This window comes from Salegentibacter holothuriorum (assembly GCF_900168045.1).
Classification (GTDB): Bacteria; Bacteroidota; Bacteroidia; order Flavobacteriales; family Flavobacteriaceae; genus Salegentibacter; species Salegentibacter holothuriorum.
Genome location: NZ_FUYY01000005.1, coordinates 119,496 through 135,189, shown reverse-complemented (window position 1 = coordinate 135,189; position 15,694 = coordinate 119,496). Strand labels below are relative to the sequence as shown.

Annotated in this window: 12 protein-coding genes; all 12 read right to left on the bottom strand. The window is 37.9% G+C overall.

Features of this window, described 5'->3' with window-relative positions:
- Positions 1-4: 4 nt before the first annotated feature.
- Genes B5X51_RS12365 through B5X51_RS12310 form a run of 12 tightly spaced genes read right to left on the bottom strand, consistent with a single transcriptional unit; the run spans position 5 to position 15,647 of the window.
- A complete protein-coding gene (locus B5X51_RS12365; protein ID WP_079721501.1) occupies positions 5-349 on the bottom strand; it encodes an L-rhamnose mutarotase in 345 nt (114 codons plus the stop codon).
- Positions 346-1,656 carry an L-fucose:H+ symporter permease gene (gene fucP / locus B5X51_RS12360; protein WP_079721500.1) on the bottom strand — a complete coding sequence of 437 codons (1,311 nt, stop codon included), beginning with the start codon at positions 1,654-1,656 and terminating at the stop codon, positions 346-348. The genes B5X51_RS12365 and fucP overlap by 4 nt, the downstream gene beginning before the upstream one ends.
- Positions 1,657-1,661: 5 nt before the next feature.
- A complete protein-coding gene (locus B5X51_RS12355; protein ID WP_079721499.1) occupies positions 1,662-2,444 on the bottom strand; it encodes an L-fucose dehydrogenase in 783 nt (260 codons plus the stop codon).
- Positions 2,445-2,498: 54 nt separating this feature from the next.
- Positions 2,499-4,547, bottom strand: a complete 2,049-nt coding sequence (locus B5X51_RS12350) for an alpha-L-fucosidase (RefSeq protein ID WP_079721498.1) — start codon at positions 4,545-4,547, stop codon at positions 2,499-2,501.
- Positions 4,547-6,067: a sulfatase gene (locus B5X51_RS12345; protein ID WP_079721497.1), complete on the bottom strand. Its 1,521-nt coding sequence runs from the start codon at positions 6,065-6,067 to the stop codon at positions 4,547-4,549. Before B5X51_RS12345 ends, B5X51_RS12350 begins: the two co-directional genes overlap by 1 nt.
- Positions 6,068-6,070: 3 nt before the next feature.
- Entirely contained in the window at positions 6,071-8,449 is a 2,379-nt protein-coding gene (locus tag B5X51_RS12340; RefSeq protein ID WP_079721496.1) for a glycosyl hydrolase family 95 catalytic domain-containing protein, read from the bottom strand.
- On the bottom strand, positions 8,446-9,270 hold the full coding sequence (locus B5X51_RS12335; RefSeq protein WP_079721495.1) for an amidohydrolase family protein: 825 nt from the start codon (positions 9,268-9,270) through the stop codon (positions 8,446-8,448). The genes B5X51_RS12340 and B5X51_RS12335 overlap by 4 nt, the downstream gene beginning before the upstream one ends.
- Positions 9,271-9,273: 3 nt before the next feature.
- Positions 9,274-10,131 (bottom strand): fumarylacetoacetate hydrolase family protein, encoded by an 858-nt coding sequence (locus B5X51_RS12330; protein WP_079721494.1) that lies wholly within the window; start codon positions 10,129-10,131, stop codon positions 9,274-9,276.
- A gap of 10 nt (positions 10,132-10,141) precedes the next feature.
- On the bottom strand, positions 10,142-11,920 hold the full coding sequence (locus tag B5X51_RS12325) for an alpha-L-fucosidase (RefSeq protein ID WP_079721493.1): 1,779 nt from the start codon (positions 11,918-11,920) through the stop codon (positions 10,142-10,144).
- A 5-nt stretch (positions 11,921-11,925) separates the two neighbouring features.
- Entirely contained in the window at positions 11,926-12,702 is a 777-nt protein-coding gene (locus tag B5X51_RS12320; protein ID WP_079721492.1) for an SDR family NAD(P)-dependent oxidoreductase, read from the bottom strand.
- A 10-nt stretch (positions 12,703-12,712) separates the two neighbouring features.
- Positions 12,713-14,023 carry an alpha-L-fucosidase gene (locus tag B5X51_RS12315; protein WP_079721491.1) on the bottom strand — a complete coding sequence of 437 codons (1,311 nt, stop codon included), beginning with the start codon at positions 14,021-14,023 and terminating at the stop codon, positions 12,713-12,715.
- A gap of 16 nt (positions 14,024-14,039) precedes the next feature.
- Positions 14,040-15,647: a UxaA family hydrolase gene (locus tag B5X51_RS12310; RefSeq protein WP_079721490.1), complete on the bottom strand. Its 1,608-nt coding sequence runs from the start codon at positions 15,645-15,647 to the stop codon at positions 14,040-14,042.
- Between the last annotated feature and the right edge of the window lie 47 nt (positions 15,648-15,694).

Here is a 15,694-nt window from a genome sequence, read left to right as displayed (position 1 = left end):
TTTTCTATGTATTTCTTAGATCAAATATTTTATCCATGAGTGTCCACTTCTCACCATTTTTTGCCGATGGAACAGCTTGCTGATATTTCCCCATTAAGTTTTCCCATTCCTGAACTTTAATATTCTGTTTATCGGCTTTAGCCTTTTCCCCAAAGGAAAAATCTGGTTGCGTTTCCATAAGCATAATCAAGCGGTTACCCGTTCGAAAAATTTCCATATTTAAAATACCTACCTCCAGTGTGCTTTTAATAATCTCTGGCCAGACTTCACGGTGATATTCTTCATATTTCTTGATTAATTCAGCGTCATCCTTTAAATCACAAGCCAATACATATTTATCGGTTTTCATGCTTTGTTCCTTTTAAAAATATAATAACCATAGATCCCAACAACTATAAAGCATAGCACAGGTAAAAAGAACGAGAAGTTTATTTCTGGCACACCCAATATTAATGTATCTGTATAACCAGCGCCGCCAATATCTAAGATCATACCTTGTAAGGTGGGCATTAAAGCACCGCCTACAATTGCCATCACTAAAAACGCAGCTCCAAATTTAGCATCGTTACCCTGGCCTTCTAATGCAATTCCATATATAGTTGGAAACATTATTGACATAAAAAATGAAATACTTACCAAGGAGTATAATCCAATTAATCCCTGAATAAATATACAAACCAGGCAGGTTAAGATCGCCCCACAAGCAAATAGCATCAACAATTTCCCCGAAGTGATATAACGCAGCAGGAAGGTACCTAACCAGCGCCCTATAAGAAATACCAGCAAAGCGGCAATTCCATAATTTACGGCGCTTTGATTATCAATACCTATAGATTCTGCATATTGATAAAGATAAGTCCAGCACATTATTTGTGCTCCCACATAAAAAGCCTGGGTAATCACTCCCCCTACAAATTTTTTATTTCTAAAAAGTCTTTTTATAGCCGGTATTACCGCCACCTGGGCTTCTTTCTTTCTGTTTTCAGGCATTTTAACTAAAAGAATAACCAGAAAGAATAATATAACTACTAATCCCAATAACACATAAGGAGTACTTATAACTTCTAAATCGGCATCTCGTATAGTAGCCTTGGCATTTTCCGAAAGTGTACTATAAACAGGATTTCCATTCACGTCTAAATCATCAGATTCCAGGGCTCCCAGAATAAAATGTTGCGCAACAATTAAACCGCCTAAAGCTCCCATAGGATTAAACGCCTGGGCTAGATTTAATCGTCTCGTAGCCGTTGCTTCGCTTCCCATAGCTAAGATATAGGGATTGGCAGTGGTCTCTAAAAATGCCAGTCCAAATGTTAGAATATATAAAGCCAACAAAAAGAAGATATACTCCTGGTAAATTGCAGCAGGGTAAAATAATAAGGCTCCCAAAGCGTATAAAACCAGTCCCATAAGCACACCCTTTTTATAGGAAAATCTATTTACAAAGAGTGCAGCTGGCAAGGCCATGGTAAAATAGCCTCCATAAAAAGCAAGCTGAACTAATGAAGCCTGGAAATTATTGAGTTCCAAAACTTTTTTAAAGGCCGAAACCATAGGATTAGTAATATCATTTGCAAATCCCCATAAGGCGAATAAGGCCGTTATTAAAATAAACGGCACGAGAATTTTCTTTGAAACTAAAGAATCTTGGGACATAGAATTTACGTTAAAGATCGGTCTAAATGTACATAACCACCATCTGGAGAAAACCATTGTGCGGTGGTATGTCCTGATTTTTCAGATAAGATAAATGCTGCCAAATCGGCTATCTCGGTGTCAGAAGTCATTCGATTTCCCATTGGAATATTACGGGTAATATTCTTTAGTTTTTCTTCCGGATCATCAAAAGAATCCAGCCAGCTTTTATAAAGAGGTGTCATTACCTCTGCCGGTAAAATAGCATTCACCCTAATATTATAAGGCAGTAATTCTGCAGCCCATTCCCGCGTAAGCGACAACTGTGCTCCCTTTGATGCTGCATATCCAGAGGTACCCCCCTGGCCTACCAGGGCAACTTTAGAGCTAATATTTAGAATATTTCCTTTTGATTTTTTGAGCGCGGGCAGGCAATAATGCGCCATCTCATAATAATGATTCAAATTATTAAAAACTGAATTGGCAAACTTCTTAGGGTTACCGGCCTCCAAACCAACACTATCATTGGCTCCGGCATTATTTACCAGGGCGTCAATTTTTCCGAAGGTCTCTAAAACTTCATCAACAATTCTTTTACATTGGCCTTCTTCATTTAGATTGGCTTGTATAAAATGAGCATTAATTCCATTGGCCTTAAAGGTTTCAAGCATTTCATTACCACTTGCTTCCCCACGGCCAACAAAAACCGGAATTGCATTTTCCCGGGCAACCGCCTTACTAATAGCGCCGCCAATACCTTTAGTACCGCCAGTTATTAAAATTACTTTATCCTTTAATCCTAAATCCATGTGAGAAATTTTTCTTTAAATCTATATTCTTAAATCTAATTTTTAAACATCTTGTTATTCGGTGATCACTCCTATTTCAGCAATTCCCAGAACTTCCGTATCATCAGCACTTCGTTTTCCTACGAATTTAAAATATCGTGCCTTTGTAGTTTTAAATTCAATAAGCTGTTCTATAGGGTTATTTTTAATATTCGAAAATTCACCTTCACTTACTTTCTTCCATTGTTTTCCATTTTCGCTAAGCATAAATTCGTAATCTGCAATTACACCCTGAGGCCATCTACTTTGTTGTGGTAAATAAGTAAATCCTTTTAAATTATAGGTTTTACCAAGGTCTACTATTACTTCCTGCGGAAGTTTCCCCTTTTTTGTCCATACCGAATTTTCATCGGCATCAATAATTTTCGCTGCATCGGCATTTTCATTCAACACTTGCCAGTTCTTCTTGGGTATATCCAGTTTAATGTTTGAAACTTCACTATATGAATTAGTTCCGGGGTTATATGCTACAGCCATTACGCGGGTAGGATCCTGTAATAAAAATTCTTCAGAATAAGGTTTAGAATTCTTATTAGGTTCCTCTCCATTCAATGTATAATAAATTTCCAACCCATTATCATAACTTTTAATACTGATTCTCCCATCTTTATGCTGAACAATTTCCGGAGCTTCCATCACTAAAGGTGCCTTATAAACCTCAATATTTGAAATTAAAGGTCGTGCTTTAGCATCTGTAATATTAAAACGCAACGCAGAAACTTCTACAAGATCAAATCTTAATATTCGCTTATAGCCTATGGTAGTCTCAGATGCTATTTCCTTCCATTCTCCATTGATCTTCCCTTCTAAAGTAAAAGACTTCACACGCTGCCCTAAAGCAATATATTCCTGAACCACAAACCGGTTAACTTCCTGCAGCTCGTCAAACTCAATCGTTATGTTAGACTTTATGATTTCCTTCTTTGGCATCCAATAAGCCTTCGTATCACCATTAATGGCATTTGTAGCACTATAATTAGAGCCTGCTTCCGAAGAAGCTGTTGCTTTAGCATCTGTCACCAAATTCTCGGCAAAATCTTTATCTAACTGCTTCCGCAACTTCATCAATTGTTCTACATCCTTCTCATGCACAAGGCCGCGTGTATCCACCGGTAAATTCAATAAAAGTGGGGCATTTCTACCAACCGATTTATAATAGATATCCAACAAATGTGGTAATGTTTTTACCTGATGGTCTTCCCTTGCGTGATAATACCATCCCGGCCTAATGGAAACATCAGCTTCTGCGGGAATCCAATGTGTTCCATCTTCATCTCCATTTTGAAGATTTCCACTTCCGGGGGTAAATGGGCTCCAATTTGTTTTAGCTGCAAAGCCATGTTCGTTACCTACCCAGCGTACATCTGGATTTCCCCCACTAAAAATTACTGCTTCAGGTTGAAGCTCCCTAACTATTTTGGTCACTTTATCCCATTCATAATAAGTTGCATCGTCAATTTTTCGATGTTCATTAGCACCTCCGTAATAACCGGTACCACCGTTTGCTCCATCAAACCATACTTCGAATACAGGTCCATAGTTTGTTAAAAGCTCCTCCAGTTGTTTATGAAAAACCTCAACGTATTCTTCCCTGGCGTATTCAGGATGATTACGATCCCATGGGGATAAGTAAACGCCAAATTTCAGTCCGAATTCTTTACAGGCTTCTGCCAGTTCTTTCACTACATCGCCCTCACCATTCTTCCATGGAGAATTTTTAACTGAGTGATCTGTAGTTTCTGTAGGCCAGAGACAAAATCCGTCGTGATGTTTTGCGGTTAAAATTATTCCTTTCATCCCAGCTTCTTTAGCAGTTTTTGCCCATTGCCTTGTATCGAGATTGGTAGGGTTAAAATTCTTTGGAGATTCGCCACCTTCCCCCCACTCCATATCGGTAAAAGTATTCATATTAAAATGAACAAAACCGTAGTATTCCAATTCCTGCCAGGCTAATTGCCTTTGTGATGGAACAGGTCCTACCGCTTCCGGTTCAGTTACTTTTTCTTTACAAGAAATCAAGCTGATTACTACTAATAACAGCAATACAAAATTTGGATTTTTCATTATTTAAATATTTTAATAGGTAGTTCTACTTTCTTTTTGGTTCTTTTATCTAAAGGCATTTGCGCATCAACCGATTCTAGATACGAACTCAAAATTGTAGCTAATTCCTTTGTTTTTTTAGTATGAGTTTCTGAAATATTGGTGGTTTCCCCAATGTCCTTTCTAATATTAAATAATTCAAAACGGCGATCTTTATGGTAATAAATAAGTTTATAATCTCCCTTTCTAACTGAACTAAATGGAGCAATTCCGGGACCACTACCACCCCATTTATTAGGGTAATGCCAGAATAATGGACGTTGATTAAGAGATTGATTATTTTCTTCCATTAATGACACAAAACTTTGGCCATCCACTTTTTGTTTTAAGGCAGGAATATGGCTTTTGGTCATTTCCAGGATACTGGGAAAAAAGTCTTCAATTATAACATAATCATCAATGCTGGATGCAGGTTTGATTTTTTTAGGCCAGTAGACTAACATTGGCACCCTAATTCCTCCTTCATAGGCAGAACCCTTACCACTGTTTAAAGGTGCATTATGCGTATGTGGTTCTCCTCCGCGAGCGTGTGCACTTAACCCGCCATTGTCTGACATAAAAAGAATGATCGTATTTTCTTCTAAATTATTTTCTTCCAGATAATCCATAATATCACCCAAACTCTTATCCATTCCTTCAACCATAGAGGCGTATTTAGCTTCAGTCTTATCCAGGCCTGAATCAAGATATTTTTGATAAAAACGCTCATCAGCCATAATAGGCGCATGCACGGCATAATGTGACATATGTAAAAAGAAAGGCTTTTTCCCAGCCACCTTATCTAAACTTAGCAATGCTTCACGCGTAATAGCTTCGGTTAAAAAAATATCTTTACCGTGATACTTTTCTAAACCGGGTACAGCCCACTCCGACTTCCCGGCTTTTCCATTTCCAAAATTTTCTGTTCCTAAGAAACTCTCCGGTGCCCCGGCAGCGTGACCCGCAATGTTTACATCAAAACCTAAATGTAAAGGATCTTGACCCGGTGTATTTTTAGCTCCTAAATGCGCTTTCCCTGCGTGAATGGTATGATACCCATTTTGTTGTAATATTTGAGGCAAAGTATTTGCCACAAAAGAATTAGGAACATCTTCGCTATTGGAAATCCCATTCATATTCCATTGTGGAAACTCCAGGTGTTCATCGGCTGCATCTTTAGACTCATTTTTATTTAACGTCCAATTGGTAACCCGATGCCGTGCTGCATTGGCTCCTGTTAAAATACTTACTCTGGAAGGAGAACAAATAGGAGTTGCGTAGGCCTGAGTGAATTTAGTTCCTTTATTAGCCAAACGTTCCATATTTGGCGTATGGTAACGTTTATTAAATGCTGTTTCTTCTGTCCAAAATGGAACCGAAGTGTCTTGCCACCCCATATCATCTACAAGAAACAAAACCACATTCGGTTTTTGTTCCTGAGCCCTTAAAGTGGAAAAAAAGATAAACAGAACGTAAAAAGAAATTAAATATAGGTTTTTCATAAATCAGGGGGTTGTTTTTAAGTCTGAATTCATTATTACTTCTTGATTATTACCGGGAAGTCTAATTTCTATTTCTTGCTGGCCATATTTAAGCTTAACCTGCTGTTTTTTGTTTGTGCTTAAAGTAAGTTGCTTTAATTCACCTAATTCCCAGTCTATATCAACACTTATATCTCCCCTTGCTTTTAGGCCCTTAATATGACCATTCTCCCAGTCTTCAGGTAAAGCGGGCAATATTCGAAGAGAACCTTCATGAGATTGCAAGAGCATCTCGGCAACACCAGCGGTATAACCAAAATTTCCATCAATTTGAAATGGAGGGTGTAAATCGAATAAATTATCTGCCAGGGAAATTTCAAAAAACTTGTGTATATTCTCCTTTGCCGCTTTCGCATCTAATAAACGGGCATTGAAATTTATCATCCACGCCCTGCTCCAACCGGTTCCTGCTCCCCCATGTTCTAATCTATAATCAATAGATTTTTGTGCAGCTTTAAACAAACTTGAATCAGCTTCTGTTATCTTCGAACCAGGATGAAGCGCATATAAATGCGAAAGGTGTCTATGTCCTTTTTCAGGTTCCTCGTAAGGCTTTGTCCATTCTAAAATTCGACCATCAGGTCCTAACTTTAAACCTGGGGTTAAATTGATTCTTTTTTCTGCAATTTCTTCTAAAATTTCATCTTCTATATCTAGAATTTCTGCCGCTTTTAGGGTGTTATCAAATACCTCGGCAATTATTTGATGCCCCATGGCACTGCCGTATGAAAGTGCTACTCTTTCACCCTGCTCATTTATATAAGAGTTCTCTGGAGAAGTTTCTGGGAAAGAAACATACTTTCCGCTTTTTTCATCTTTAACCAACCAACCGGCATAAAATGTAGCAAATTCTTTTAGCACAGGATAAGCAGTTGTTTTAAGAAACTCTTTATCCTGAGTGAATAGGTAATGTTGCCAAAAGTGCTGGGCAAGCCATCCGCCACCGTGAATCCAACTGCCCCAATAAGCCCGACGAGCCTGCATGTAAGGTGCACCCCATAAATCTGAGGCATTGTGAAGCACCGCTCCTTCCAAACCATATTGTTCTTTAGCGGTATTTTTCCCTCTCCTTACCAAACGCTTAGTATAGTCAAATAGAGGTTGGTGAAGTTCACTTAGGTTGGTGACTTCTGCCGGCCAGTAATTCATTTGTAAATTTACATTCAAGTGATAATCGGCATTCCAGGGTGCGGCAATATGTTCATTCCATAGTCCCTGTAAATTGGCAGGATTAGTGCCCGGCCTGGAAGATGAAATTAGTAAGTACCTGCCATACTGGAATAAATCAGTAATTAATCCCCGGTCTTCCTCTCCTTTCTTAAAAGATTCCAGTCGTTTATCGGTTGGTATGCTGTCATTTATATTTTCTCCAAGGGAAAAGTCTACTCGATTAAATAATTCCTGATAATCTTTTTTATGTGAGTCTAATAATTCATCAACAGTTTTTTTACTAAGCTCTTCTAATGCCAAACTATTTTTCTGCTGAAAATCTTCAGAATAAAATGAAGTATTAGCTACCAGGTACAAGGTAACTTGTTTAGAGCCCTCTACTTTTAAGCCAGAATTATCAGAATAAATTTTCCCCGAATCGGATTCAGCCTGAAGTAAAGTTTCAAATTTCACCCCATAATCCAAAGGCTTAGATTTTGAATTTTTTACTGCACCAAATTGAGTAATCTCGCCCAGCATTGCGATTTGATTCTGTGCTGGATTAGTTAGCTCTACTGTTTTATGACCTTCATCTTCTGGGCGATCTAAATTTACATTAAAATTCAGCCCTTTAGACGAGGTTGTGCTTAATTGAATTATAATGGCATCGTCTGCTGCGGTGGCAAAAATTTTACGGTGGTATTGGTCCCCGTCTATTTCATAATGTACCTCAGCTAAAGCATCATTTAAACTAAGGCTTCGCTTATAATTCTCAATTTTTCCGGAGTGTTCAAAATCCAGATAAAGATCTCCCATAGTTTGATGGGATTTCACGATATCTTTATTTGAAAAGCGTTCAATAATTTCGTTATCGGCCTTGCTTGTTTTTCCATTCAGAATTAACTGCCTAATATAATCCAAATCTTCTGGACTACCTTTAGAATCGCCCCAATCGGGACCGCCGGGCCAAAGCGAATCTTCATTTAATTGAATTCGCTCATTAATTGTGTCTCCAAAAATCATTGCTCCCAGTCTACCATTCCCTATGGGTAGTGCCTCCATCCATTTTGAAGCAGGCTGCGCATACCATAGCACATGTTCATTTAAGTCTTCTTTATCTTCTTTTTCCTCTTTAGAAGGTGCTGAACATCCCAGTACGAATAGTAGAACTAAAAACAGTAATTTTTTAATCATAATTGGTAGAAATTAATTGCATTAAGCCCCATAATTTTTTCGATAACGATTTCGTTTTTAGTCATTAAAAAATTCTCAATTATCCCTAAAGTATCAGCGTATTGCCCGGCAGCTAAAGAAACCGGCCAGTCAGATCCAAACATTAATCTATTGGGGCCAAAAACCTCCAAAGCAAAGTCAAAAAAAGGATAGAAATCTTCGGGTTTCCAGCTAAAATTTTCAGTCTCGGTTAAAAGACCGGAAAGCTTACAAGACACATTCTTTTTATCTGCCAGTTTTGTAATTAATTCTTTCCAGTTTTTAGAAATTCCCTTTGAAACATTAGGTTTGGCGAGGTGATTTAAAACAAACTTTTGGTTTGGAAAATTAGAAACCAATTCAATAGTATTGGCCAACTGATCTTCCAAAACCAAAAGGTCGTAGGTTAGGTTAAAGTTCCCAAAAGCTTCCATTCCTTTTAAAAATTCAGGTTGAAGCATATAATTTGCCGATTCTGCCTGTAATAAATGCCGAACTCCTTTAAATTTAGGGTCTTTTGAAAAATAAGCCAGGCGCTCCTCAACATTATCGCCGGTAAAATCAACCCAACCTACAACTCCTTTTATAAACTCATATTCTTTAGCCAGGTTCAGCAAAAATTTGGTCTCATTTTCAGTGGGAGCGGCTTGCACCGCCACACAGCCATCCACCTTATTCCTTTCCAGAACAGGCTTCAGATTTTCAGGAAAAAAATCTTTTCTAATCACCGACATCTCATCGGGAATCCAGGCATCTTTTTCCTTCTCAAACTTCCAAAAATGCTGATGGCTATCTATCCTCATTGCCTATTCTTTATAAGCTTTTGCCACTTGTTTAGAAGTCCCAAGGCCTTCTATACCCAATTCTACTACATCCCCGGGTTTAAGGTAACGCTGCGGATTTAAGCCCATTCCTACCCCAAATGGAGTTCCGGTAGAAATAATATCTCCGGGTAATAAACTCATAAACTGACTTACATAACTTATTACCTGAGGTACGTTAAAAACAAAATCTGACGTGTTGCTTTGTTGTTTAATCTCATCATTCAGTTTTAACCATAGATCAAGGTTATGCGGATTTGGAATTTCATCTTTAGTAGCCAAAAATGGTCCTAAGGGAGCAAAAGTATCACAACTCTTTCCTTTAACCCATTGCCCTAAACGCTCTAATTGAAATTCACGCTCACTATAATCATTATGCAACACATAGCCGGCCACATAATCCATAGCTTCTTTCTCAGAAACGTAACTGGCCTTTTTACCTATTACCACTCCCAATTCTACTTCCCAGTCTGTCTTCTGGCTATTCTTAGGGATAATTAAATCGTCGTTAGGGCCAACAATAGCACTGCTTGCTTTGAAAAACAAAACCGGTTCTGATGGTACTTCCATCCCACTTTCTTCGGCGTGTTTTGCATAATTTAAACCTATACAAACTATTTTTGAAGGTCTTACTACCGGTGAACCAAGGCGCTCATCCTTATTTATTTCAGGACAGGACTCTTTATTTTCTGCTAACCATTCTTCTAGTTTTACAATTCCGTTATCTTCAAAAAAGCTTTCCGTATAATCTACTCCAAACGCCGAAACATCTATACGTTTTCCATTGTCTAATTCAATACCTGGTTTCTCTTTTCCAGGGGCTCCAAATCGTATTAATTTCATAATTTATTATTTATTGTTCAATTTTAAAGGTCCAGGCCTCATGCCCGGGCAATTCACCATATTTAATTCCTGAAGTATCAATAATAAGTTTACTGTTTTGGTAAGTCCAGGGTAACTCCCTGTCTAATCCCAGTAAACTAATTTTAGCATCCTCTTCGGGTTTTTCTATCTCAAGTTCTAAACGCTCATCTGGCCATTGAAAACTTATAGCGTACAGTGCATTATTATTTTTAGTATAACTTAAATAAGTTTCCTGAGAAGTATAGGTTCCCTTTAACCCGCTATTTTCCTTAGTTTGGTCAGTAAAAAAAGCATTTGAAGGAACAATTTCCTTTTCAGCGTTAGCTAATTGCCAGAACAATTTAATTTTAGCATTTTGCTTTTTTTCACGGTAATTTATTTTAATTGAAGTAAGCTCGTTGGCTTTTAAACGAATCTCCCCTTTATCTGAAGTCCCGGTATTGGCTCCCATAACCTCAGCTTCATTATCTGGTGCCGTATAATTACTATTAATGATGATTTCATCATCAATTTGCACCATAGCTTCATCATCTACCTCAATTTCAAAGGTATATTTCCCGGTTTTTGGCGCTACGATAAATCCTTCCCAGCTTGCACGAAAATCATCTTCCCGTATTCCTTTTATCGGTGAATTTCTTACCCAGTTAAAATCAATCACAGGGTCAATTCTTTCACGACTTGTCTCCTGCTCTTCTCCTGTTTTAGAATAGGCTTCAGCACCATAAATAGCCTCACCATTTATTTTAAGCCAGGTTCCTAGTTCCTTTAATCGCTCTTGTTGAATCATAGGAATTTGCCCATCGGCTCTTGGGCCAACATTTAGAATCATACCACCGCCATTTGCTACGGTATGTACAAACCGCTGAATGAGTTCTTTCCCGGTTCCATAGGCCTCTAAATTTTCATTTCGGTTTAGACCAAAACTACGTCCAATACCCCTAACTTCTGCCCAGGGTCTTTCGGTTTCGGTAATTCCAGAACTATATTCAGGAGTTAAGAAACCAACATCAAGGCCGTGGCCCCAACGATTATTCACTATGGCATCTTCTCCTACTGTTTCGTAATACCAATTTATAAGCTGTGGCGCTTGCCATTGTTCGGCTGTATTGTACCATTCGCCATCAGAAAAAATCAATGTAGGTTTATATTCTTTTACCAATTCTTTAAACTGTGGCACCATATACTCTTCAACATATCGTCCAATACTATCGTGCGGATCTGTATACCAGCGGTGTAAAGGATGGTTCCATTCGGCTAGAGAGTAATATAATCCCATTTTAAGGTCCTCGTCCCTAACGGCTTCTGTTAATTCGCCAACTATATCACGTTTTGGGCCGGTATCAACACTATTCCAGTTTCGGTTAAATTTACTTGGCCATAATGCATACCCATCGTGATGTTTAGAAACCAAAACCACATATTTAGCTCCCGCCTCTTTAAATATCTCGGCCCATTCTGCCGGATCAAAAAGTTCTGCTTTAAACTCTCCAGCAAAATCTTTATAGGTAAAATTTGTTCCATAATTTTCGTCTACAAAAGCATTACGTAAACTATCATTGGTTTGCAGTCCTCTCAAGAACCATTCGGCATAAGACTCCTTTCCTCCATAAGCCGGTACTGAATACAAGCCCCAGTGTATAAAAATACCGAGTTTTGCTTCCTTAAACCATTCTGGGTAGCCATGTTCTTTTATGGCTTTTTCTTCAGGAGATTGAGCAACCCCCTGAAAACCAATTAAAATACTGAGAAGTATTATTATTTTTTTCATAATTATTATCCTTGTAGTTTTATAAATCCTCCGTCTATTGGAAAATTAGTTCCTGTGGTAAATGCCGAATCATCTGAAGCCAAATACAGTGCTAGCTTCGCTACTTCCTTAGTGCTTCCCATACGACCTATAGGTTGTGTTTTGGAGAGTTTTTCAAACATCTCATCTTCTTTTCCAGGGTAGTTTTTAGTAATAAATCCGTCTACAAATGGGGTATGTACCCTTGCTGGTGCAATACTATTACAGCGTATACCGTAATCTATATAATCTTTGGCGATAGAGTAGGTCATGGTAAGTACTGCTCCTTTAGACATTGAGTACGCAAAACGATCTTGAATTCCTACTACAGAAGCAATACTTGCCATATTGATGATACAGCCTTTCTTTACTGATTTCATATAAGGAATAACCGCTTTTAAACAGTTAAAAACACCTTTTATATTAACTTCATAAATACGATCCAGGTCATCTTCATTTGTATTTTCTACATTCCCCACATGAGCAATCCCTGCGTTATTTACTAAAATATCAATTGAAGCTTCTTCGGCAATCTCATCAATAATTTTATTAATTTGCTCTTTACTGGACACATCGCAAGTATAAAACTTTGCATTACCTCCTGCTGAAATAATGTCTTCTACCGTGCTTTTCGCTGTAGCTTCATCATAATCTAAGATGTAGACATTGGCACCGGCACTTGCAAACTCCATTGAAATTGCTTTCCCAATACCACTTCCACCGCCTGTTATTATACTTGATTTCCCTTTTAAATTAAAGCCCATATTATTTTACTTATTCGTTTTGTATTTTATAACTAACTAATGTTGCTACTTCATGTTTTTTATCTTCGGGGATTTCTATAAAAGTCCCGAATTTTGTCTTTTCAAAATTTATTGTGGTTCCATCCTTCCAATGAATCATTGTTTTAGTTTTCGGAAAAAAATCTTCGATAAAATAAGTATCCTTATCTCCTAAAAGCCATAAAAACACTTCATTATCTTTTGCGGTAGACACCATATCTTCTTGAGGCGATAAAGGTCCTTGCCTGGTGCCATATAGTGCCTCACCGTAAGTTTGAAGCCAATCCCCAACTTCTAAAAATGATTCCTGATGTTCTTTTTGAATTTCGCCATTAGGCATAGGCCCAACGTTAAGCAGCAGGTTACTACCAAATCCTGCAGATTTAATTAAATAACGAACCAGTTCTTTTTGAGACTTATGCTTTGAATCCTGTAGATTAAACCCCCAGGAACCATTAATGGTTTCACAAATTTCTTTAGGTAAATCTCCAATATTTTCTTTTCCTGTTCCAAACCCGGTTGTGTTATGACCAGGCAAATCTCTTTCAAACATTTGGAAATCTTCTCCCATTATTGGTGCTATATGATGATTGTTTCCTATTAAAGCCTGTGGTTGAAGCTCATGGATCAATTCATAGATTTCATCATAATGCCAATTGGCCTCTTTTTTATCCCAATGTCCATCAAACCAAATACCTCCAATTTCGCCATAATTTGTAAGCAACTCGGTTAATTGCTGTTTCATAAATACTATGTAATCGTCCCAATTACCTTTGGTATTTTTATCGGCAATTCCATTGCCTGTTCTTCCCAGTGGGTAATAATCTTTATGATGCCAGTCTAACAGAGAATAGTAGAAAAACAATTTAATATCGTTTGCCCTACAGGCTTCAGCAAGTTCTTTTATAACATCACGGCCAAAAGGTGTAGCATCTACAATATTATAGGATGAAGCATCAGTATCAAACATAGAAAAACCATCGTGGTGACGTGTGGTTACTGTTAGATATTTCACCCCTGAATTTTTAGCCAATTTTACCCATTTCTGGGCATCAAATGCTATAGGATTGAAAAATCCCGGCAATTTCTCATAGTTTTCTTTCGAAATATTCTGATTATTCATCACCCATTCTCCATCTCCCAAAACACTATAAACACCCCAGTGAATGAACATTCCGAATTTGGCATCCTGAAACCATTCTCGCGCTTTTAAATTTTCTTCTGACGGAATATAGTCTTGATCTCCCTGTGAAAACATGGCAAAATGGACCAGCATTAAAATTACTATAGTTGCTTTTTTCATAGGTTAAAACTATTTTTTATAGTGAAACTCCTCTTTTCCAGGGAATAAAATCGTCCTGACCCAGTTTGTGGGCACAGGTTTCTTTATTCCCGCTGGCTATTTCAATAATTAAATCTATAAGTTCTCCCGATAGACTTTCTAAGCTTGCTTCTTCTGAGATTAATTTGCCTGCATCAAAATCAATAATATCAAGCATTTTATTTGGCAATTCAGAATTTGAAGATATTTTAATAACAGGACAAACCGGGTTACCTGTAGGTGTACCTAATCCAGTTGAAAATAGTATTAAATTTGCTCCAGAACCGGCTAATCCAGTGGTAGATTCTACATCGTTCCCGGGAGTACAAAGCAAGTGCAAACCGCTTTTTACAGGATATTCTGTATAATCAAGAATTCCACTTATTGGTGCTCTACCCGCTTTGGTAGCTGCACCGGCAGACTTAATGGCATCGGTTATTAAACCATCCTTTATATTGCCCGGTGAAGGATTCATATCAAAACCTGATCCCACCATTTGCGCTTCGGTGTTATAAGTCTCCATTAAGTTTATAAACTTATCTGCCATTTCTTTGGTTTCGCAACGATCTATTAAATCTTGCTCTACCCCGCATAGCTCCGGAAATTCGGAAAGCATGGCGCGGCCACCAGCTGCGGTAATTTTATCGGCTATATATCCAATTAATGGATTGGCTGTGATTCCAGAAAATCCATCTGATCCGCCACACTCTAAACCGATATTGAGTTTATCCAGGCCTGCCGGTTTTCTTTCTATGCGGTTAGCTTTTTCCAGTTCAGGGTAAGTTTTAGAAACTATTTCCTGTAACATTTCATTTTCTGAAGAAAACTGCTGTTGTTCAAAATAAAGAACTGGTTTCTGCGGATTCAATTCAGAAAGTGCTTCTTCCAGTAAACTCATTTGTGCGTGTTGGCACCCCAGGCTCAATACCGTTGCACCTGCTACATTGGGGTTCTTAATATATCCCGCAAGTAAATTCACCAATGCCTGAGCATCATCTCGTGTACCCCCACAACCACCTTCATGAGCAAGGAATTTAATTCCGTCTACATTCTTAAAAACCTGTTCATTAATAACTTCAGAACTAGCTGCTGCATCAGAGTCTCCGGAGAGCATTTGTCTCAATTGTAATTTATATGGATTCTCCTGCTTATAACCCAACTCGGTTTCAAAGGCTTCTTTTAAGACTTTTAAATTCCTGTTTTGACAAAAAACCAAAGGAATAAATAACCAGTAATTAGCGGTACCAACCTGGCCATCCTTTCTATGATAGCCCATAAAAGTTTTGTTCTTCAGAGAGGTAATATCGGGGGAATTATAATTATAAGTTGTGCCCTCATATTTATAATCGGCAGCACGATGTTTTATATTTTCAGTGGTTAAAGCATCACCACAGCCAATAGGCAACACCACTTCACCTACCGGGACACCATACATTATAATGATATCGCCGGCACTAAAATCCTGCAGGGCAATCTTATGTTTAATGTTAATAGGTCCGGAGACTTCAACTTCTTTCCCTGAAACCTTTAAAGGTTCTCCAGGTTTTAAGTTGCATAAGGCTACGCCAACATTATCCTGTTCGCTTATTTTTAAAATTTTATTCAAATTCTTAGCTTTTGTTTTATTTAATCAATCCTTGACTATAGCAGTTT